Here is a 17,941-nt window from a genome sequence, read left to right on the forward strand (position 1 = left end):
TCAGCTCCCCTTCGCCGGCACGACCTGCAGGTAGATCGTGGTGAGGACGAAGTTGACGAAGAACAACAGCAGGAACGTGATGACCACGGCCTGGTTCACCGCGTCACCCACGCCCTTCGGCCCACCGGCGGGGTTGAGCCCTCGGTAGGCCGCGACGATGCCCGCGATGAACCCGAAGATCAGCGCCTTGATCTCGCTGATCCACAGGTCCGGCAACTGCGCCAACGCCGAGAAGCTCGCCAGGTACGCACCGGGCGTGCCGTCCTGCATGATCACGTTGAAGAAGTACCCGCCGAGCACGCCGACGACGCTGACCATGCCGTTGAGCAGCACCGACACCAGCATCGCCGCGAGCACCCGAGGCACCACGAGCCGCTGGATCGGGCTCACCCCGAGCACTTCCATCGCGTCGATCTCCTCGCGGATCTTCCGGCTGCCGAGGTCCGCGCAGATCGCACTGCCACCCGCACCCGCGATCAGCAACGCCGTCACGATCGGACTGGCCTGCTGGATGATCGCGAGCACGCTGGCCGCACCGGTGAACGACTGCGCACCGATCTGCCGGGTCAACGTCCCCAGCTGCAACGCGATGACCGCGCCGAACGGAATCGACACCAGCGCCGTCGGCAACACCGTCACGCTGACGATGAACCAGCTCTGCTGGATGAACTCCCGCAACTGGAACGGCCGCCGGAACGACGTCCGCACGACGTCGATGCCGAGCTGGCACAGCTTCCCGGTCTCCCGCAGCGCCCCAGCGCCGGGGAAAGTCGCCTGCGTCGTCACAGCACACCGCCCTGACGAGGCCAGGGGCTGGGCGTGGGCGCGGAGGCGTGCACGTTGTACCGCACCAGGTCATCCGGCGTGAGGCTCGCGATGATGCCCTGCTGCGCCTCGTACGGCAGCTGGTGGATGATCGACATGACGCGGTCCTTCCGCCGCCTCACCGCGTCCCGGAACGGCAGTCCGGGCGTCGGCTCCAGCTGCGGCACGACCCCGCGCATGTCCTCGTCCGGCGAGCCGTCCGAGTGCCCGGCGTCCGCGTGCGCCTGCTCGGCGGCCATCGTGGCCTGGTCCTTCTCCTCGGACATGCCGATGGGCCCGAGCCGCCGTCCGTTGAGGAACTGCTCCACGACCGGCTCGTCGCTGGTGAGGAGGACCTCCCGCGGCCCGAACATGACGAGCTCCCGCCGGAACAGCATCCCGAGGTTGTCCGGCACCGTCCGAGCGATGTTGATGTTGTGCGTGACGATCAGGATGGTCGCGTCGATCTGAGCGTTCAGGTCGATCAGCAACTGGCTCAGGTACGCCGTGCGCACCGGGTCCAGCCCGGAGTCGGGTTCGTCGCACAGGATGATCTCGGGGTCCAGCACCAGCGCCCTCGCGAGCCCGGCCCGCTTGCGCATGCCGCCGGAAATCTCGCCCGGCAGCTTCTTCTCCGCCCCGACGAGACCGACCATCTCCATCTTCTCGAGGACGATCCGCCGAACCTCGGCCTCCGTCTTGCGAGTGTGCTCCCTCAACGGGAAGGCGATGTTGTCGTACAGGTTCATCGACCCGAACAGCGCGCCGTCCTGGAACAGCACGCCGAACATCTTCCGGATCTCGTACAACCGGTGCTCGGAACACCGCACGAGATCCGTCCCGTTGATGACGATCTTGCCCTTTTCCGGCTTGAGCAGCCCGACCAGCGACTTCAGGAACACGCTCTTGCCCGTACCCGACGGCCCGAGCATCACGCTGACCTCACCTGGCGGCAGCGTGAGCGTGACGTCCTGCCAGATGGTCTGCTTGCCGAAGGACTTGGTCAGACCCTCGACGACCACCTCGACGCCCATCCGCACCTCCGCACACGCCCAAGACGCCGCGGCGATCGGCGTCACACTGGGGCAACGAGTTCGTTCGCGGCAGGTTACTCACCAGTTGGCCTAACGGCGGTTGCGCTTGGATAACGCCACACAGCGTGACCTCGCAAAACGGTCATCCGCACCTGCCCTCCACCCGACAACGAGCATATTCGCCGCCGATGTGAATCCGGGCACATTTGCCACCGATGGGTGCCGTCCACCGGTTCCGGACATGCAAAACGGGCGTGCACCCCCGTTGTGGGTGCACGCCCGTTCAGGCACTGCGAGGCAAAGCGCGACCCCCGGAGGGGCCCAGATCACTTGAGGGTGATCTTGGCGCCGGCGGCCTCGAGCTTCTCCTTGGCGGCGTCGGCGACGTCCTTCGCCACGTTCTCGAGGAGCGGCTTCGGAGCGGACTCGACCAGCTCCTTGGCCTCCTTCAGGCCCAGGCCCGAGACGACCTCGCGGACGACCTTGATGACCTGGATCTTCTTGTCGCCAGCGCCCTCGAGGACGACGGTGAACTCGTCCTTCTCCTCCTCGGCCGGAGCGCCACCGGCAGCGGGGCCGGCAACAGCGGCAACGGCGACCGGCGCCGCGGCGGTGACCTCGAAGGTCTCCTCGAACTGCTTCACGAACTCGGACAGCTCCAGGAGGGTCATCTCCTTGAAAGCGTCGAGCAGCTCTTCGGTGCTGAGCTTCGCCATGATCGGCGTTCCTTTCTATCTCCCGCGCGAAAGCGTCGGGTGTGTCTTCGGGTGATCAGCTTTCGGCGGGAGCGTCGGCCTCGGCGGCGGGAGCCGCAGCGGCCTTCTTCTCCTGCAGGGCAGCAGCCAGGCGAGCGACCTGGGAAGCCGGGGCGTTGAACAGACCCGCGGCCTTGGCCAGGTTGCCCTTCATCGCGCCCGCGAGCTTCGCGAGCAGCACCTCACGGGTCTCGAGGTCCGCGATCGCGGTGACCTCTTCGACCGAGAGCGGGCGGCCATCCATGTAGCCGCCCTTGATGACCAGGGCCTTGTTGTCCTTCGCGAAGTCGCGGATCGCCTTGGCGGCGTCGACGGGCTCGCCCTCGACGAACGCGATGGCGGTCGGGCCGGACAGAAGGGCCTCGAGGCCCTCGACGCCGGCGTCCGCGGCGGCCAGCTTGACCAGCGTGTTCTTCGCGACGGTGTACTTGGTGCCCGCGCCGAGAGCGCGACGCAGCGTGGTGAGCTGCGCCATGGAGAGGCCACGGTACTCGGTGACAACCGCTGCCGAGCTGGTGCGGAACTGGTCCGCGAGCTCAGCGACCGCCGTAACCTTGCTGGGCTTCGCCATGATCGCCTCCTCTCTGGGCTGGGGTAGACCGCTGATCCCGAGAGGTCCCGAAACAACAAAAACGCCCACGCGCATGAGCAGCACGGGGCGTCACAACTTGCTTGAGCCTCGTCCTCCCTGCGCGGGCCGCCCGTGTTGCAACGGGGCCTTCGTTCTCCTCGCGGAGAAAACCAGCGGTCTTCGGTAGAACCACCGATGAGAGTACGCGAGTCGTGTCCGCCGGACCAAATCGGCATGATGTGACCTGTGACCGACGAGCCCGGCAAGGACCTCGCGCCCCGCCAGCCGCATCCCCCTGCCACGCCGATGGACGAGCAGTTCCGCGAGTTCCAGGAGTTCCAGCGCTTCCAGGAGTTCCGGCGCCAACAGGAAGCCGCGGGCCAGACGGCACCACAGGGAACGCCGCCCGCGACGCCACAGGCGCCCTACCCCTCCTACGAGCCCCAGCCCTACCGGCCCAAGAACCGCTGGTGGCTCTTCGTGCTCAAAAGCCGCCTCTTCTGGCGCGCGCTGTTTCTCCTCCTGGTCGTCATCTCTGTCCTCTGGGCCTACAACCACTACTTCGGCACCGAGGATCCCGGTGACATCGCCCAGGACAGCGGCGGCGTGACCGGCCCGGCCCAGGGCCTCTCCGCACCGGCGGGCCTGCAGGGCACCGTCGGCATGTTCTACAAGCACGTCTCGTTCGCCGACACGACCCGTGCCTGCACGCTCTTCCTGCGCGACGACACCCGCCAGAAGTTCGCCAACGCCTACAACGCAAGCGATTGCGCGGCCGCGGTCAAATCGCTGAAGAAGCAGGTCACGAGCGTCGACAAGTACCAGCAGGTCATGTTCCCGCCCGAGATGCTCAAGACCCCGACGACCACCAAGGTCACCATCAACTCGTGCGAGCTGACCGTCGAGGGCGGTCCGCGGCTCGGCACGTTCGTCGTCGAGAAGGTCGGTTCCGGCTGGGTCATCACCGACTGGTCGCCCAGCACCTGTGGTTGATTGGGGTGCATGGCGAATGCACTGGGGGTGCCGAGCCCCGACAAGGCCGCGTACATGGACGACGTGGCCGCGGTGGCCGTCGACTACAAGCGGCAACTGCTCGACCTGCTGAGGCTGGAACCCGGTCTCACCGTCCTCGACCTGGGCTGCGGTCCAGGCGCTGATCTCCAGGCCATGGCGGACGCGGTGACCGCGTCCGGGCGCGTCGTCGGCGTCGACATCGACGAGAACATGGTCGGCACCGCGAACACACGCTTCCACGACGAGCCGCACGTCGAGATCCGCCTGGGCGACGGCCACGCACTGCCGTTCGAGGACGCCACCTTCGACCGGGCGCGGATGGATCGCGCGCTGCAGCACGTCGCGGACCCCGCCACCGTCCTGTCCGAACTCCTGCGCGTGCTCAAACCCGGTGGGCTGCTTCGCATCGGCGAACCGGACTGGGACGCCCTGACCGTCGACGGCGACCTGGAGATGAACCGGGCGTTCAACCGGTTCGTCTGCTCGACGATGGTCCGCAACGCCACGATCGGCCGTCAGCTCGCCCGCCTGGCCCGTGCCGCGGGCTTCGAGGTCGAGGCCGTGCACACCGCGGCTCCGGTGTTCCACGACTTCGTGCTGGCCGACAAGATCTTCGCCTTCACCCGCAACACGGAACGGGCGGTCCGCGCCGGCGCGATCGAACGTGCGGACGGTGAGCGCTGGCTCGCGGAACTGCGCGGCGGCGACTTCACCGCCGCACCGCTGATGTTCCTGATGGCGGCGCGCAAACCCTTGTGACGCAACGCAAAAGACCCCCGGCGAACCGGGGGCCTTTCACTTCAAACCGGTGAGGCTCAGGCCTCGTCCACCAGCATGTTGCGGGTGCGGTTCGGGTCGACCGGGATGCCGGGGCCCATCGTCGTGGAGACGGTGACCTTCTTGACGTACCGGCCCTTGGCCGCGGACGGCTTGGCGCGGAGCACCTCGTCCAGCGCGGCCGCGTAGTTCTCGACCAGCTTCTCGGGGTCGAACGACACCTTGCCGATGACGAAGTGCAGGTTGGCCTGCTTGTCAACGCGGAAGTTGATCTTCCCGCCCTTGATGTCGTTCACCGCCTTCGCGACCTCGGGGGTCACGGTGCCGGTCTTGGGGTTCGGCATCAGGCCACGCGGGCCCAGGATGCGGGCGATGCGGCCGACCTTCGCCATCTGGTCGGGGGTCGCGATCGCGGCGTCGAAGTCGAGCCAGCCACCCTGGATGCGCTCGATCAGGTCCTCGGAGCCAACGGCGTCCGCACCGGCGGCCTCGGCCTCAGCGGCCTTGTCACCGGTTGCGAAGACGATCACGCGGGCGGTCTTGCCCGTACCGTGCGGCAGGTTCACGGTGCCGCGGACCATCTGGTCGGCCTTGCGAGGGTCGACGCCGAGGCGGATAGCGACCTCGACGGTGGCGTCCAGCTTCACCTTGGACGTTTCCTTGGCGAGCTTGGCGGCCTCCAGCGGCGAGTACAGCCGCTCCCGGTCCACCAGCTCGGCGGCGGCCTTGTAGGCCTTGCTGCGCTTCATAACTCTGTTCCTAACCGTGGATCAGTTCGTGGTGAATGAGCCGCGCTCGGCTCTCCCACGCTTGCTCAGAAGTTGGTTGGTCAGCCTTCGACCGTGATGCCCATGGAACGGGCGGTGCCGGCGATGATCTTCGCGGCCTGGTCGATGTCGTTCGCGTTCAGGTCGACCATCTTGGTCTGGGCGATCTGGCGGACCTGCTCCATGGTCACCTTGGCGACCTTGACGCGGTGCGGCTCGCCGGAGCCCTTCTCAACACCAGCGGCGGCGAGGATGAGTCGCGCGGCCGGCGGGGTCTTCAGCTTGAAGTCGAACGAGCGGTCTTCGTACACGGAGATCTCGACCGGCACGACCTGACCGCGCTGCGACTCGGTCGCGGCGTTGTAGGCCTTGCAGAACTCCATGATGTTGACGCCGTGCTGACCAAGCGCGGGACCAACGGGCGGCGCCGGGTTCGCGGCACCAGCCTTGATCTGCAGCTTGATGATCGCTGACAGCTTCTTCTTCTTGGGTGGCATTGTCCGTACTTCCTGTTATTGCGGTGTCCGCGCGCGGCCCTGCCAGCCGCAGCGTGGCCGATCGGCCCCCTCGCGAGAGGGAACCGCTCAGATCTTGGAGACCTGGCTGAACGACAGCTCGACCGGCGTCTCCCGGCCGAAGATCGACACCAGGACCTTCAGCTTCTGGCCGTCCGCGTTGACCTCGCTGATCGTGGCGGGCAGCGTGGCGAACGGTCCGTCCATGACGGTGACCGACTCGCCGACCTCGAAGTCGACCTCGATGGTCGGCTTCGGAGCAGCCGTCGAAGCGGCCTTCTTGCCCTCCGCGGGCTTCTGCTCGCCCTGCGGGAGGAGGAACTTCAGCACCTCGTCGATGGTGAGCGGCGAGGGCTTGGAGGTGGCTCCGACGAACCCGGTCACGCCCGGCGTGTTGCGGACGGCGCTCCAGGACGCGTCGGTGAGCTCCATGCGGACCAGGATGTAGCCGGGCAGCACCTTGCGCTGCACCAGCTTGCGCTGGCCGTTCTTGATCTCGGTGACCTCTTCGGTCGGCACCTCGACCTGGAAGATGTAGTCCTCCATGTCGAGCGTGTGGATACGAGTCTCGAGGTTCGCCTTGACCTTGTTCTCGTAGCCGGCGTACGAGTGCACGACGTACCAGTCGCCGGGCGCGTGGCGCAGGGCCTGACGCAGCTCTTCGGCGGGGTCGGCGCTCTCTTCGTCGATCGGGGTCTCGTCGATCGCGAGAACGTCCACGTCCTCGTCGGCCTCGACGTCCGCGACGGTGTCCTCGTCCTCGGACTCCACAGCCTCCGACTCGACCGTCTCGTCGACCGCGGTGTCCTCGGACACCTCGTCGTCGGTGAGGTCGGTCAGCTCCTGGGCGTCGACGCCGTTATCGGAGGTCACTGTGGATCTCGCTTCCTGATTGCAGCGGCAGCTGTCCGGCTCAGCCGAACAGCTCGAAAACAGCCGCGCCGAAGCCGAGGTCGAGAGCCCACACCAGCGCAACCATGAAGACCACGAACACCAGCACGACGCCGGTGTACGTGACGAGCTGCTTGCGCGTCGGCCAGATCACCTTGCGGAGTTCGCCGATGACCTCGCGGAGGTAGCGGAAGAACCGCCCGATCAGCGAGGGACGCTTCTCCTGTCCATCACGGGTCTTGGTCGGGCGACCCTTCTTCGCGTCCTCGTCCGAGGAGTCGGACTTGACGACGCTCTTCTTCGACTCAGCGCTGCTGCCGTCCTTACGGGCGGCCGGGCGAGAGGAGGCACGACGTTCACGCCGCGCCGCAGCAGTGGACGGCCGGACGGCAGCGCCTTCGCGCTCCTCCGGCAGATCCTGCTCGCGGCCCTCGCTCATGCCGTCCTCCACTCCACCCATGACGCTTCGACAGCAGGGGCGACAGGACTTGAACCTGCAACCTGCGGTTTTGGAGACCGCTGCTCTGCCAGTTGAGCTACACCCCTTCGGGATCCACGAGAGACCCCCTGGCCACGCAGGAAGTGTACGGGAGCCAGTCCCGACCACTCCAACCAGACCGCCCAAGCATCTGTCGAGCGGCCTGTCGCACAGCCTACCCATACGAGTGCCGAGAACACGAATCAGGGTCGTACAACTGTGGCGGATCGCATGTGTCAGGAAACACGCACGCGAGCAAATGCGCCGGTCAGGACCGACTTGCCCTCATAACTCGCGTTGATGTTGACCTTCACAGTTCCGTCTTCGAAGTCCTTGGTGACCTTCGCGGTCACCTCGACCAGCGCGCCCTCGCCGTCGTTCGGCACCACGACGGGCCGGCCGAACCGGCACCCGTACTCGACGATCGCACCGGGGTCGCCGATCCACTCCGCGACGATCCGCGACGCCACGGCCATCGTCAGCATGCCGTGCGCGATGACGTCGGGGAGGCCGACTTCCTTCGCGGTCTTCTCGTTCCAGTGGATGGGGTTGAAGTCCAGCGAGGCACCCGCGTAGCGCACCAGGTCGTCGCGCCGGAGACGGACGGACAGGGCGGGCAGCTCGGTACCGACAGCCGCGTTGGTCACGCGTCTTCTCCCCTCACGACGAGCATCGACTTGGCGGTGGTGACGAGCTCGCCGTCGACCGTGCTGATCTCGGTCCGCACGGTCACCATGTCGTTGCCCATGCGGGACGTGATGGCGTCGATGTGGGCCACGCTGACGAGCTGGTCGCCCGCGGTGATGGGCCGGTGGTGGACGAAGCTCTGGTCGCCGTGCACGACGCGGCTGTAGTCGAGCTTCAGCTCCGGGTCGAACATGACCGTCTCGTTGGTCTTCATCGCCACCACGATCGCGAACGTCGGCGGCGCGATGACATCCCTGTGCCCCAACGCCTTCGCGGCGTCGGCGTCGCGGTAGGCCGGGCTGGTCGCACCGATGGCGTCGGCGAACTCGCGGATCTTCTCGCGGCTCACGTCGTACGGCTGCGACGGCGGATAACTACGTCCGGTGAAGCTGGGGTCGAGAGGCACCCGAAGAGCCTATATGCGACGAGACCCGCCCCAGCTGTGGGACGGGCCTCGGTCGAAGACCTGCTACGCGCTCAGCGGGTTTCCTTGTGCGCGCGGTGCGTCTTGCAGTTCGGGCAGAACTTCTTGATCTCCAGGCGGTCCGGGTCGTTGCGCCGGTTCTTCCTGGTGATGTAGTTCCGGTGCTTGCACTCCTCGCACGCGAGGGTGATCTTCGGGCGTACGTCGGTTGCAGCCACGGTCCTTGCCTTCCTGAGAGCTCATGGTCCCCGGGAACCCAGTCCGGGCTTACCGGCTGGCGGGGTTGGGCAACGAAGTTGCTGCCCGATTCCGGCCCCCGGCCGATCCGCCCGCTCGCCGAGCGCTCGGTAGGGGGTCTGGGGGCGAAGCCCCCAGGGAATGTTACTGCGAAGTGAGGATGGTCCGCGCCCTCCGCGGACACACCTCACCCACTCACGTAGCGGTGGCCGGACTTGAACCGGCGACACAGCGATTATGAGCCGCTTGCTCTACCAACTGAGCTACACCGCTTTAACACACCACAGCCGCGATGCTCAGCACCGCGGCCAGTAGTGGAGCCCCTTTACGGAATCGAACCGTAGACCTTCTCCTTACCATGGAGACGCTCTGCCGACTGAGCTAAAGGGGCTTGCTCTTTCGTTCTTGCCGAGCGAGGAGAACTCTACAACACCCGTCCACCAAGAACGAAATCCGGGGGTGCCTCTAGTGCACCAAGGTGAGCACCGTCTCATCGCGCGCACCCCTGACCTGCACCGTTCGCGCCCGCAGCCACGCCTCGAACCGGTCCTCGGACAGCGGCCGCGAGATCAGGTAGCCCTGAGCCACGTCGCAGCCCATGCCGACGAGTTGATCGCGAGCCGCGTCGTCCTCCACGCCCTCGGCGACCACGACCAGGCCGAGCGAGTGGCCGAGCTCCACGATCGACCGGACCACGGCCATGTCGCCGAGATCCGTGCCCATCCCGAGCACGAACGACTTGTCGATCTTCACCTCGTCCACCGGCAGCTGCCGCAGGTACGCCAGTGAGGAGTAGCCGGTGCCGAAGTCGTCGACCGCCAGCACGACGCCGATCGCGTGCAGGCGCCGCAGCACCGGCAGAGCGCGCTCGGGATCGGCCATGACGCCCGACTCGGTGAGCTCGAAGGTCAGCAGCCCGGACGGCACGTCGTGGCGCTCCAGTGCCGCCGCCACGCGGTTCGGGAAGTCCTCGTCGCCGAGCGTCCGCACGGACAGGTTGACCGCGATGGACATCCGCAGCCCGCGGTCGAGCCAGCGGCGGACGCGTTCCAGCGCGCGGTCCATCACGAAGTCGGTCAGCACGTCCACGAGGCCGGTGGCCTCGACGGCCGGCACGAACTCGTCCGGGTCGACGCGGCCGAACTCCGGATGCGTCCAGCGCACGAGCGCTTCCGCACCCACGACCTGGCGGGACGGCAGTGCGACCTTCGGCTGGTAGTGCACCGAGATCTGGCCGGTCTCGACGGCCTGGCGGAACTGCGTCACGAGCTGGAAGCGGCGCAGGAAGATCTGGCCCATCGACGGCGAGTAGGCCTTGACCGGCATGCCCTCCGACGTCGCGCGCACGGCGACGTCCGCCCGCTGCAGCAACGCGTCCGGGTCCAGGTCCTCGGTCTCGGAGTCCGCTTTGGACGCGTAGCCGACGACCGCGGAGGCCTCGACGGTGAGCCGGTCGACGGGGTACGGCACGGAAAGCCCTGCCCGCAACCGTTCCGCCATCTCGTGGGCGGTGGCGGCGCGCGAGTCGTCGAGGAACGCGGCGAACGCGCCGCCTTCCAGCCGGGCGAGCGGCACGTCGGCACCGAGGGCGTCGCGCAGCCGGCGTCCGGCGGCGACGACCATCCGGTTTCCCCAGGCCTGGCCCAGCGCGTCGGACACGGTCGACAGGATGTCGAGGTCGATCCGCAGCACCACGCCCCGCTGGGAGTCGCGCAGCGGCTCGGCGCACGCCTCGCGGAAGCCGGGCCGGTTCAGCAGACCCGTCAGCGGGTCGTGGTAGGCGTCGTGGCGCAACCTGGCGAGCAGGCGCCGGTTGTCCACGGCCGTGGCGAGGTGCGAGGCCAGCGTGCGCAGGAGCTGGATGTCGGCCTTGCCGAAACCGCGCCAGCGGGACAACCGGTCGTGCGCCTCGACCGCGCCGAGCAGCTGGGTCGCGCCGCGCAACGGGACGACGAGCGCCTCCTGCGCGTCCCGGCGCAGCAGGGCCTCGGTGACGTCCTCGGTCGCGTCGGCCACGCGGTAGTACCGGACGTGCGTGCCGGGCAGCTGCAGGATCGGGTCCTCGCGCACGGCTCGCGGGTCGGTCGCGGTCATCTCGTCGGGCAGCGGTTCGCCGGCGACGAGGGTGATCATGGCTTCCTGCGGGTCGGTGCGCAGGCGCAGCACGACGCGGTTGGCGTTGAGCTGCTCGCGGATGCGTTCCGCGATGAGCTGCCACTCGTCCTCTTCCACGCCCGTGGTGAGGTCGTCGTCGGGCTGGCGCGGGCCGGTGCCGTGCTGTCCCGACCTCGCGACACGGAGGCTGACCTCGCTCAACGCCTCCAGGTCGCGCTGCTCGCGCAGCAGGCCCGAGTAGGCGAGGTAGGTGGCCACGATGCCCGCGAGCACCAGGACGATCAGGACGCCGCCCCACGCGGTGGTGGAGACGATCTGGTAGCCGACGAGGCCGGCGGAAGTGTTCAGCAACGCCACGACGAGCGTCTGCAGCACCAGACGGACGCTGTTGCCGACGCGCATCGACTTGCCCATGAGCCGCAACGCGCAGAGGCCCAGCACGCTCGCGAGGAGCGGCACGGTGATGGTGCCGATGAACGCGCCCGCCCAGAACGGCCCACCGGTACCGACGATCTTGTTCACCGCCTCCGCGGCGGCGAACGCCACGGAGATCTCCATGAACATCAGGCCCGCGTTGTACACGGCGCGGTCGAGGATCCGCCTGCCCAGCAACGTGCCCACGCCGGCCACCACGTGCGCGGCGAGCACGACCTCGAACGGGGCCACGAGCAGGCCCAGCACCAGCGGGATCTCGGTGAAGGAGATGGTCCAGGCGACGCCGCTGCGGACGTCGACGTTGATGGCGAGCTGCTCGGCCAGCAGGAAGCCGACGACGAGCAGTGGGCCGATCCAGAAGAGGGAGGTGGTCTGCCTCTCCGGCAGCCAGGCCGCGACCATGCCCGCGCAGACGACGCCGGCCACCAGGAGGGTGACGGCGAACGCGCTGAACGCGCGGTTGGTCGACTTGGCCGACCAGGCGGCCGAGTCCGACACGGGGGCCGACGCTCGGTCGGACATCCAGCCTCCTCGTCGGCCTGGGGTGGGGGAACCTCTAGGCGTGACTGAGGGGTCCCGCACTTGGCGATCAGGACCCCTCCAGGGGCACCAATGTACCCCGCTCGGGGGACGAAATGGCAGGTCGAGCACCCCTAGTGACTTCGATTCACCCAGACGTGGCTACCCGCTCAGGTGCCCTCGGAGCACTGTCACGGCCTGCCCGGAGAGCAGTACGCGATCTTGGGCGAGGGTCGCCCGCACGAACCCGCCGCGCGGTGACGCCTGCTCCGCCAGCAGGTCAGCGCGTTGCAGCCGAGGCACCCAATAGGACGCGAGCGTGCAGTGCGCCGAACCGGTGACGGGGTCCTCCGGGACTCCGGTCCGCGGGTAGAAGCAGCGACTCACGACGTCCGCCTCGCCGTCGCCGATCGCCGTGACGATTACTCCGCGTGACGAAATCTGTGTCAGTCCTTGGACATCAGGTCGCAAGGAACGGACTTCCGCGGCACTCCCCACTTCGACCAGGTAATCGAAGCGCCCGCGCGCGACGGACTTGATCGTCGCATGTGGCAGTGCCTCCGCTAGCCCGATTGGCGGGTCAGTCAACTCTGGCGGGTCTGCCGGGAAGTCCATCCGGATCCACTCGCCGTCGTTGACGCACGTGAGGACGCCGCTACGCGTCGTGAACCTCTGCTCGCCGCCCAGCACGTGCGCGGTGGCCAGGGTGGCGTGCCCGCACAGGTCGACCTCGACCGTCGGGGTGAACCACCGGAGATGGTTGTCGGGGGTGACGAACGCCGTCTCGGCGTGCTTCATCTCGGCGGCGACGGCCTGCATCCAGGCGTCGTCACGAGGTTCCGTCAGGAGCACGACGGCGGCCGGGTTGCCCGCGAAGGGCTTGTCGGTGAACGAATCCACCACGTAGATCTCCACGCCTGCGACCCTGCCATGTTCAGATGGGGCGTGGCCGACCTCTTCACCTACCGCGAGACGGACCCGGACTCGCTGCTCCCGACGTGGGGAGCGCTGCGCACCCACGGTCTGACCTGGCAACCCGGCTGGGACCTGCCCGCGCTGCTGGACGAGTGGGAAACCCGGCTCACCGGCGTGGACGACCCGGACACCGCGGCGATCGTGACGCTGCCGAGCCACGAGACCGGCGACGCGCTTCCGCTGATCCACCACGGCTTCGCACCGCTGGTCGTGATCGCGGAGCGCCGCGCGGGGCACGCCGTCGCACCGCGCCCGTCCGACGTGCACGTCCGTCCCGCGACGCACGCGGACCTGGACGTCGCGGTCGAGCTCAACCTCAACACCATCCGCTACGACGAGGCGTTCGGGCTGGTGACCGAACGCCCCAACAGCGCGCGGCACCTGCGGGCCTCGCTGACCGAGGTGCTGGACCGCCCCGCCGAGTCGATGTGGCTCGCGGTCCGCGGCGACACGCCCGTCGGCATGGTTTACGTCGACATGCCGGAGGACGCGTTGTGGATCGAGCGGTACGCGCGCGCCCGCCCGTTCGCGTATCTCGGCCACCTCGGCGTACGGCCCGATGCCCGCCGCACGGGCGCGGGCAGCGCGCTCGTGGCGCACGTGCACGCCCTGCTGGACCGCTCCGGAGTGGCGTCGACACTGCTCCACCACGCCCTGCCGAACCCGCGCTCGACGCCGTTCTGGTACTCGCACGGGTACCGGCCGAGCTGGACGCTGTGGGTCCGCCGCCCGGCTTTGCGCCACTCCCCCGGCGTGTCTTCGTGACCCGAACGGCGTAGTGACGCATGATCTACCCGTTCACACAAGCGAAGAACCCAAACGACACCGTACTTGTGGAACGAATCCGGCCTCTATTTCGACAAAGGGGTAGCGGATTCGGACACCACATCCTGGGGGGTCGAGATGGAACTCAGCGGAAGAGCACGGTCGATGCTGCGGGCCGTCGAGGCGGGCCGTGCCGAGGTCACCGGCGGCACGGAGCCCGAGCTGTACGTCGACGGGTTGCCCTGTTGCGACCAGATGGCGACGCACGACCTCGTGCACGCGGGACTGCTGCGCCCCGCGCAGCCCACCTCGTTCGGCCGGCGCGTCTGCGCCGAGCTGACCGACGACGGCCGGGCGGCTCTCGCCGCCAGTTGATCGGCGTGTTGACCGCCCAATGATCGAACATGTGTTCGACATGGGGTATGCTGCGCGCTGAGGCCGGCACGCAAGAGAGAGGAAGCTCTTGCGCGCCGGCTTCAACCTCGTTCAGGCCACCTTCTGCTGGGTGGCCACGTTGACGCGGTTCCAGAGGTTGATCGCGCCGATGGCGATCGTGAGGCCCGCGAGCTGGTCCTCGGTGTAGTGCTTCGCGGCCTCGTCCCACACGTCGTCGCTGACGTGCACCCGCGTCATCTCCTCAGCGAGCGCGAATCCCGCCTTCTCCGCGTCCGTGTAGTACGGCACGTCCCTCCAGCCGGCGACGGCGTAGACCTTCTCGTCCGCCACCTTCGCCTCGCGCAACAGCTTGGTGTGGTAGTCGATGCACATGCCGCAGCCGTTCATGATGCTGACGCGCAGGCAGATCAGCTCCACGTAGTCCTTGTCCAGTCCCGTCTTCTCCGCGGCCGCGGACAGGTCCAGCAAGGCCTTCATCGCGCCGGGCACGGACATGATCGGGTTGGCGATCCGCATCTTCGTTCTCCCTGTCTTCATCGTCTTCTGCCCTCTCGACCCGGCAGGCGAGGCAGATGTGACAGGTCCGGCGAAGATTTTTTGCTACGCGCTCAGCCCCTGGCCGAGACCACCGTCGACGGCCAGCTCGGCACCGGTGGTGAAGGTGGCGTCGAACGCCAGGAAGAGCACCGCGTCGGCGACCTCGTCCATCGTGCCGTGCCGCTTGAGCGGCGTCGTCTCGTCGCCCTGCCTCTTGAACGCGTCCAGAACCTCTTGCGGCACACCGGTCACGCCCATCGACGGCGTGTCGATGAAGCCAGGACTGACCACGTTGACCCTGATGTTCCGCGGCGCCAGCTCGGCGGCGAGCCCTCGCGCGAACGCCCTGACCGCCGCCTTCGCGCCCGCGTAGACGCTCAGGCCGGGCGAGCCGAGGACCGTGGCGACGCTCGTGGTGAAGACGATCGAACCGCCCTCTGCGATCAGCGGTGCCAGGTGCTGGGCCGTGAAGAACGCCCCCTTGGTGTTCACGTCGAACGTGCGGTCGTAGTCGGCCTCGGTCGTCGAGTCGAACGGTGTGAGCGTGGAGAACCCGACGTTGACGAAGAGCAGGTCGATGTCGTGGAACCGTTGTGCCACGTCGGCTTTGAGCCTGACGATGTCTTCGAGGTTCGCCGCGTCGGACGCGATGGCGTGCGCCTTCAGCCCGTCGGCCCGCCGCGCGGTCCGGCCGGTCAGCACGACCTCGACACCGTTCGCGACCAGCTTCTCCACCGTCGCGCGGCCCATGCCGTGCGTGCCACCGATGACGACGGCCTTCTTCCCCAGGTGCTTCACTTCCGGATCTCCTCGATGACGCTCGCGACGCTGTGCGCGCCGTGGCCGTTGCGCTGCGCCCGTTGGAACAGCTCGTGCAGTGATCGCGGAACCGTGACGTCGAGGCCTTGTTCCGCACTGGCCCTGGTGAGCAGGCGGAGCCCCTCGACGTTGATGTCCAATGAGGACACTTCCGTCTCGTAGTCCCGGCTCCGGGTCTGCTCGCCCAACTCGGGCAGGAAGGTGCTCACGGTGGCGAGCCAGTCGGTGACCAGCGGCGTGAACTCCCGCGGCGCGACCCCGGCGGTCTGGACGAGCGCCTGCGCCTGCAGATATCCGCCGAACACCGACCACATGACCCCGAGCAGGGCCAGGTCGTACAGGGCGGGCAGACCGGCGTCCTCCCCCAGGTGAACCGGTTCGCCGAACGCCTGCAGGACGTGGTGCTCCGGCCGGCCCGCGTACAGGATCCGCGCCTGCCCGGTGCCGATCTGCTGCGGCACGGCCATGATCACACCGTCGACGTACTCGACGCCGTTCTCCGCCGCCCACCGCGCGGTGGCACGGGCTTCCTCCGGCGTGCCGGACGTCAGGTTGACGAGCGTCTTGATCGCTTTGGTGAGCAGCGGCCGCTGAACGTCGTAAGTGGACAGACAGGTCACGACGACATCCGCCTCGAAGGCTTCTTCCGGCGTCTTGGCTCGGGTGGTGTCCGGTGGTGCGGGCTTGTCCGAGCGGTTCCACACCGTTACGTCGTAGCCCTCGTTGACCAGGGCTGATGCGAGCGCGCTGCCCATCCGGCCCAGGCCGAGCACGCCCACGGTCTTCTTGGTCCCCATGCGGGCAATGCTCGTTCGGCCACTGTCGAAGCGACAAGTACCCACTATTTTGTCAGGTACCCACCTTTTGGTAAGGATCCAGCATGTTGCCTCGGAAGTACTCCTGCGGCCTGGACGCGGCGATCGACGTGATCGGCGGCCGGTGGAAGGCCCTGATCCTCTGGGCGCTGCACCACGGGCCGCTGCGCACGGGCGAGCTGCGCCGGTCCGTGTCCGGCATCAGCGAGAAGATGCTCATCCAGGTGCTGCGCGAGATGGAGGCCGACGAGCTCGTGCACCGCGAGGTGTTCCACGAGGTCCCGCCGCGCGTCGAGTACTCGTTGACGCCGCTCGGGAAGCGGCTCAACGAGGCGCTGCTGCCGTTGGGCGACTGGGGCGAGGACAACATGCAGGCGATCGCGCGCCGCCGCGGCGTGGAGCCCGCGCCTAAGCATTGAGCAGCAGGCGTTCCGCCCACTGCGGCAGCTCGTAACCCCGTGCCGCGGCGGCTTCCCGGACGCGTGCCCGGAGCGCCGCACCGGCGTCGTGGCGTGCGTCGGCCCGCGGGTCCTGGAGCGCGGTGATGATCTCCGTGATCGGGGTCTCGCGCAGGATCAGCCCCGGAACGTCCTCGTACGGCGGCCGACCCGTGCCGGCCGCACACCAGGACAGCAGCTGAGGCACGCGGGTCACGGGGTCGACGGCCTGCATCCTCCGGCGCGCCTCGACCACGTGGCGGGAGTTTGGTGGCCATCGGCCAGTGGCCGACTGAAGAACTCGAACACGATCCGCCCGCGGCACGCGCACACGTAGCCGGGCAACGAGTCCACCGCCATGGCCGCGCGCAGACGATCACGGTCCTCCGGCCGCGACAGGTCGACGACGACCTCGCCGTACCACTCGATCTCGGAGATCCGGACACTCGCGGCGCCGCGCAGAACGTCGTCCAGCGCGCCGAGCGTCACCGTTCGAGATAGACGACCGTCGCGTCGTCGGAAACCTTCTTGCGCGGCCAATCGACGGCCTTGGCGTCTTCCTTTTCGACCGCGCGCATTTTGCGGATCAGATCGTCCGGCCCGTTCGCCGTCATCACTTCGAGCGCCTGACGCCAATCGAAGAGATTGAACAGATCGACCGCCCGCGCGGCGCCGTCGGACAGGATCGCGACGCGCCGCACCTCCTGCAGCGGGATCTCCCCGGTGAGCGCGTGCTCGGCGTCCGCGGGGTTCGCGCCGGCCGTGCGGTTGGTCGAGGTGTCGCTCACCACGTGCAACTGCTGCTTGGTGTCGATCACCACGGTGGCGTCGCCCAGCACGAGGTACCGCAGGACGTCACCGGAGACCTGGACGAGCCCGACCGTCGCGCTGGGACTGTCGGGGTGATCGAGATCGCAGCTGCCGGAGTGCAGCCCGCGGGTCTGCGCGATGGCCTCTGCCAGCGCCGGAGCAGGTCCGAGGTGTGCGAACCGCAGCAGTTCCGCGGCGAGCTGGTCGGCGAACCAGCCGACGCCGTGCACGCAGCCGTTCTCCGGCTTGGCCGTCACGCCGTCGAGCACGGCCAGCAGGTTCGGGCCCACGAGCGCGCGGTCCTCGCTCGGCGCGGTCGATCTACCGGCCTCGGTCGCCATCTGCGTGCGCACGCCAGTCCCCC

The 17,941-nt window shown here is 68.1% G+C and carries 24 protein-coding genes and 3 tRNA genes; 5 read left to right on the forward strand and 22 right to left on the reverse strand.

Translation table 11 applies throughout. From position 1 onward, the window contains the following. The 4 genes from ACWEIJ_RS03115 to rplJ form a co-directional block, all read right to left on the reverse strand. Positions 1 to 786: an MlaE family ABC transporter permease gene (locus tag ACWEIJ_RS03115; protein ID WP_449835517.1), complete on the reverse strand. Its 786-nt coding sequence runs from the start codon at positions 784 to 786 to the stop codon at positions 1 to 3. Further along, entirely contained in the window at positions 783 to 1,838 is a 1,056-nt protein-coding gene (locus ACWEIJ_RS03120) for an ABC transporter ATP-binding protein (protein WP_355434791.1), read from the reverse strand. The genes ACWEIJ_RS03115 and ACWEIJ_RS03120 overlap by 4 nt, the downstream gene beginning before the upstream one ends. Positions 1,839 to 2,164: 326 nt before the next feature. Continuing rightward, the gene (rplL, locus tag ACWEIJ_RS03125) at positions 2,165 to 2,554 is read right to left on the reverse strand and encodes a 50S ribosomal protein L7/L12 (RefSeq protein WP_449835518.1); all 390 of its coding nucleotides are present in this window, start codon (positions 2,552 to 2,554) and stop codon (positions 2,165 to 2,167) included. Positions 2,555 to 2,609: 55 nt separating this feature from the next. Continuing rightward, complete coding sequence (rplJ, locus tag ACWEIJ_RS03130; protein ID WP_330852143.1) at positions 2,610 to 3,164, reverse strand: 50S ribosomal protein L10; 555 nt, start codon at positions 3,162 to 3,164, stop codon at positions 2,610 to 2,612. 246 nt (positions 3,165 to 3,410) lie between these two features. Between rplJ and ACWEIJ_RS03135 the strand changes: the two genes are divergently transcribed. Together ACWEIJ_RS03135 and ACWEIJ_RS03140 are read left to right on the forward strand one after the other, a co-directional pair. After that, complete coding sequence (locus tag ACWEIJ_RS03135) at positions 3,411 to 4,157, forward strand: hypothetical protein (RefSeq protein ID WP_449835519.1); 747 nt, start codon at positions 3,411 to 3,413, stop codon at positions 4,155 to 4,157. Between the two features lie 9 nt (positions 4,158 to 4,166). Continuing rightward, on the forward strand, positions 4,167 to 4,937 hold the full coding sequence (locus ACWEIJ_RS03140; RefSeq protein WP_449835520.1) for a methyltransferase domain-containing protein: 771 nt from the start codon (positions 4,167 to 4,169) through the stop codon (positions 4,935 to 4,937). A 56-nt stretch (positions 4,938 to 4,993) separates the two neighbouring features. On the opposite strand, the gene rplA is transcribed toward ACWEIJ_RS03140, so the two are convergent. From rplA to ACWEIJ_RS03200, 12 genes are all read right to left on the reverse strand, one after another. Then, positions 4,994 to 5,704 carry a 50S ribosomal protein L1 gene (gene rplA / locus ACWEIJ_RS03145; RefSeq protein WP_109628839.1) on the reverse strand — a complete coding sequence of 237 codons (711 nt, stop codon included), beginning with the start codon at positions 5,702 to 5,704 and terminating at the stop codon, positions 4,994 to 4,996. Positions 5,705 to 5,784: 80 nt separating this feature from the next. Then, positions 5,785 to 6,219 carry a 50S ribosomal protein L11 gene (gene rplK / locus ACWEIJ_RS03150; RefSeq protein ID WP_030473500.1) on the reverse strand — a complete coding sequence of 145 codons (435 nt, stop codon included), beginning with the start codon at positions 6,217 to 6,219 and terminating at the stop codon, positions 5,785 to 5,787. A gap of 87 nt (positions 6,220 to 6,306) precedes the next feature. Beyond that, on the reverse strand, positions 6,307 to 7,110 hold the full coding sequence (gene nusG / locus ACWEIJ_RS03155) for a transcription termination/antitermination protein NusG (RefSeq protein WP_449835521.1): 804 nt from the start codon (positions 7,108 to 7,110) through the stop codon (positions 6,307 to 6,309). Positions 7,111 to 7,150: 40 nt separating this feature from the next. Further along, entirely contained in the window at positions 7,151 to 7,567 is a 417-nt protein-coding gene (gene secE, locus ACWEIJ_RS03160) for a preprotein translocase subunit SecE (protein WP_449835522.1), read from the reverse strand. Positions 7,568 to 7,601: 34 nt separating this feature from the next. Further along, positions 7,602 to 7,674 (reverse strand) — tRNA-Trp (locus ACWEIJ_RS03165). Between the two features lie 168 nt (positions 7,675 to 7,842). Then, positions 7,843 to 8,253: a MaoC/PaaZ C-terminal domain-containing protein gene (locus tag ACWEIJ_RS03170; protein WP_449835523.1), complete on the reverse strand. Its 411-nt coding sequence runs from the start codon at positions 8,251 to 8,253 to the stop codon at positions 7,843 to 7,845. After that, positions 8,250 to 8,699, reverse strand: a complete 450-nt coding sequence (locus tag ACWEIJ_RS03175; RefSeq protein ID WP_449835524.1) for a MaoC family dehydratase N-terminal domain-containing protein — start codon at positions 8,697 to 8,699, stop codon at positions 8,250 to 8,252. Before ACWEIJ_RS03175 ends, ACWEIJ_RS03170 begins: the two co-directional genes overlap by 4 nt. A gap of 71 nt (positions 8,700 to 8,770) precedes the next feature. Continuing rightward, positions 8,771 to 8,935 (reverse strand): 50S ribosomal protein L33, encoded by a 165-nt coding sequence (gene rpmG / locus ACWEIJ_RS03180; RefSeq protein WP_015105301.1) that lies wholly within the window; start codon positions 8,933 to 8,935, stop codon positions 8,771 to 8,773. Between the two features lie 219 nt (positions 8,936 to 9,154). Further along, positions 9,155 to 9,227: transfer RNA gene (locus ACWEIJ_RS03185), tRNA-Met, on the reverse strand. A gap of 42 nt (positions 9,228 to 9,269) precedes the next feature. Next, positions 9,270 to 9,345 (reverse strand) — tRNA-Thr (locus ACWEIJ_RS03190). 74 nt (positions 9,346 to 9,419) lie between these two features. After that, positions 9,420 to 12,026, reverse strand: a complete 2,607-nt coding sequence (locus ACWEIJ_RS03195) for an EAL domain-containing protein (protein WP_449835525.1) — start codon at positions 12,024 to 12,026, stop codon at positions 9,420 to 9,422. A gap of 159 nt (positions 12,027 to 12,185) precedes the next feature. Then, positions 12,186 to 12,938, reverse strand: coding sequence for a PhzF family phenazine biosynthesis protein (locus ACWEIJ_RS03200; RefSeq protein ID WP_449835526.1), 753 nt, complete (start codon positions 12,936 to 12,938; stop codon positions 12,186 to 12,188). A 15-nt stretch (positions 12,939 to 12,953) separates the two neighbouring features. Between ACWEIJ_RS03200 and ACWEIJ_RS03205 the strand changes: the two genes are divergently transcribed. Beyond that, the gene (locus ACWEIJ_RS03205) at positions 12,954 to 13,763 is read left to right on the forward strand and encodes a GNAT family N-acetyltransferase (RefSeq protein ID WP_449835527.1); all 810 of its coding nucleotides are present in this window, start codon (positions 12,954 to 12,956) and stop codon (positions 13,761 to 13,763) included. A gap of 138 nt (positions 13,764 to 13,901) precedes the next feature. Then, a complete protein-coding gene (locus ACWEIJ_RS03210) occupies positions 13,902 to 14,138 on the forward strand; it encodes a hypothetical protein (protein ID WP_449835528.1) in 237 nt (78 codons plus the stop codon). Positions 14,139 to 14,249: 111 nt separating this feature from the next. On the opposite strand, the gene ACWEIJ_RS03215 is transcribed toward ACWEIJ_RS03210, so the two are convergent. The 3 genes from ACWEIJ_RS03215 to ACWEIJ_RS03225 form a co-directional block, all read right to left on the reverse strand. After that, positions 14,250 to 14,696, reverse strand: a complete 447-nt coding sequence (locus tag ACWEIJ_RS03215) for a carboxymuconolactone decarboxylase family protein (RefSeq protein WP_449835529.1) — start codon at positions 14,694 to 14,696, stop codon at positions 14,250 to 14,252. A gap of 63 nt (positions 14,697 to 14,759) precedes the next feature. Next, positions 14,760 to 15,494: an SDR family NAD(P)-dependent oxidoreductase gene (locus ACWEIJ_RS03220; RefSeq protein ID WP_449835530.1), complete on the reverse strand. Its 735-nt coding sequence runs from the start codon at positions 15,492 to 15,494 to the stop codon at positions 14,760 to 14,762. Then, the gene (locus ACWEIJ_RS03225) at positions 15,491 to 16,312 is read right to left on the reverse strand and encodes an NAD(P)-dependent oxidoreductase (protein ID WP_449835531.1); all 822 of its coding nucleotides are present in this window, start codon (positions 16,310 to 16,312) and stop codon (positions 15,491 to 15,493) included. Before ACWEIJ_RS03225 ends, ACWEIJ_RS03220 begins: the two co-directional genes overlap by 4 nt. A gap of 83 nt (positions 16,313 to 16,395) precedes the next feature. Between ACWEIJ_RS03225 and ACWEIJ_RS03230 the strand changes: the two genes are divergently transcribed. Continuing rightward, complete coding sequence (locus tag ACWEIJ_RS03230) at positions 16,396 to 16,749, forward strand: winged helix-turn-helix transcriptional regulator (RefSeq protein ID WP_449835532.1); 354 nt, start codon at positions 16,396 to 16,398, stop codon at positions 16,747 to 16,749. Here ACWEIJ_RS03230 and ACWEIJ_RS03235 read toward each other — a convergent pair. The 3 genes from ACWEIJ_RS03235 to ACWEIJ_RS03245 are packed head-to-tail and all read right to left on the reverse strand — an operon-like array spanning position 16,739 to position 17,930. After that, positions 16,739 to 16,984, reverse strand: coding sequence for a hypothetical protein (locus ACWEIJ_RS03235; protein WP_449835533.1), 246 nt, complete (start codon positions 16,982 to 16,984; stop codon positions 16,739 to 16,741). The genes ACWEIJ_RS03230 and ACWEIJ_RS03235 overlap by 11 nt on opposite strands. Continuing rightward, positions 16,981 to 17,256 carry a hypothetical protein gene (locus tag ACWEIJ_RS03240; protein WP_449835534.1) on the reverse strand — a complete coding sequence of 92 codons (276 nt, stop codon included), beginning with the start codon at positions 17,254 to 17,256 and terminating at the stop codon, positions 16,981 to 16,983. Before ACWEIJ_RS03240 ends, ACWEIJ_RS03235 begins: the two co-directional genes overlap by 4 nt. After that, a complete protein-coding gene (locus tag ACWEIJ_RS03245; RefSeq protein ID WP_449835535.1) occupies positions 17,253 to 17,930 on the reverse strand; it encodes a protein phosphatase 2C domain-containing protein in 678 nt (225 codons plus the stop codon). Before ACWEIJ_RS03245 ends, ACWEIJ_RS03240 begins: the two co-directional genes overlap by 4 nt. Positions 17,931 to 17,941: the final 11 nt, after the last annotated feature.

This window comes from Lentzea sp. NPDC004789 (assembly GCF_053601075.1).

What these genes read in the sequence shown, in the direction of transcription:
- ACWEIJ_RS03120 (WP_355434791.1), bottom strand. Translation starts at nt 1,838, where the DNA reads ATGGGCGTCGAGGTGGTCGTCGAGGGTCTGACCAAGTCCTTCGGCAAG.
- rplL (WP_449835518.1), bottom strand. Translation starts at nt 2,554, where the DNA reads ATGGCGAAGCTCAGCACCGAAGAGCTGCTCGACGCTTTCAAGGAGATG.
- rplJ (WP_330852143.1), bottom strand. Translation starts at nt 3,164, where the DNA reads ATGGCGAAGCCCAGCAAGGTTACGGCGGTCGCTGAGCTCGCGGACCAG.
- ACWEIJ_RS03140 (WP_449835520.1), top strand. Translation starts at nt 4,167, where the DNA reads ATGGCGAATGCACTGGGGGTGCCGAGCCCCGACAAGGCCGCGTACATG.
- rplA (WP_109628839.1), bottom strand. Translation starts at nt 5,704, where the DNA reads ATGAAGCGCAGCAAGGCCTACAAGGCCGCCGCCGAGCTGGTGGACCGG.
- rplK (WP_030473500.1), bottom strand. Translation starts at nt 6,219, where the DNA reads ATGCCACCCAAGAAGAAGAAGCTGTCAGCGATCATCAAGCTGCAGATC.
- secE (WP_449835522.1), bottom strand. Translation starts at nt 7,567, where the DNA reads ATGAGCGAGGGCCGCGAGCAGGATCTGCCGGAGGAGCGCGAAGGCGCT.
- ACWEIJ_RS03195 (WP_449835525.1), bottom strand. Translation starts at nt 12,026, where the DNA reads ATGTCCGACCGAGCGTCGGCCCCCGTGTCGGACTCGGCCGCCTGGTCG.
- ACWEIJ_RS03205 (WP_449835527.1), top strand. Translation starts at nt 12,954, where the DNA reads ATGTTCAGATGGGGCGTGGCCGACCTCTTCACCTACCGCGAGACGGAC.
- ACWEIJ_RS03210 (WP_449835528.1), top strand. Translation starts at nt 13,902, where the DNA reads ATGGAACTCAGCGGAAGAGCACGGTCGATGCTGCGGGCCGTCGAGGCG.
- ACWEIJ_RS03215 (WP_449835529.1), bottom strand. Translation starts at nt 14,696, where the DNA reads ATGAAGACAGGGAGAACGAAGATGCGGATCGCCAACCCGATCATGTCC.
- ACWEIJ_RS03225 (WP_449835531.1), bottom strand. Translation starts at nt 16,312, where the DNA reads ATGGGGACCAAGAAGACCGTGGGCGTGCTCGGCCTGGGCCGGATGGGC.
- ACWEIJ_RS03230 (WP_449835532.1), top strand. Translation starts at nt 16,396, where the DNA reads ATGTTGCCTCGGAAGTACTCCTGCGGCCTGGACGCGGCGATCGACGTG.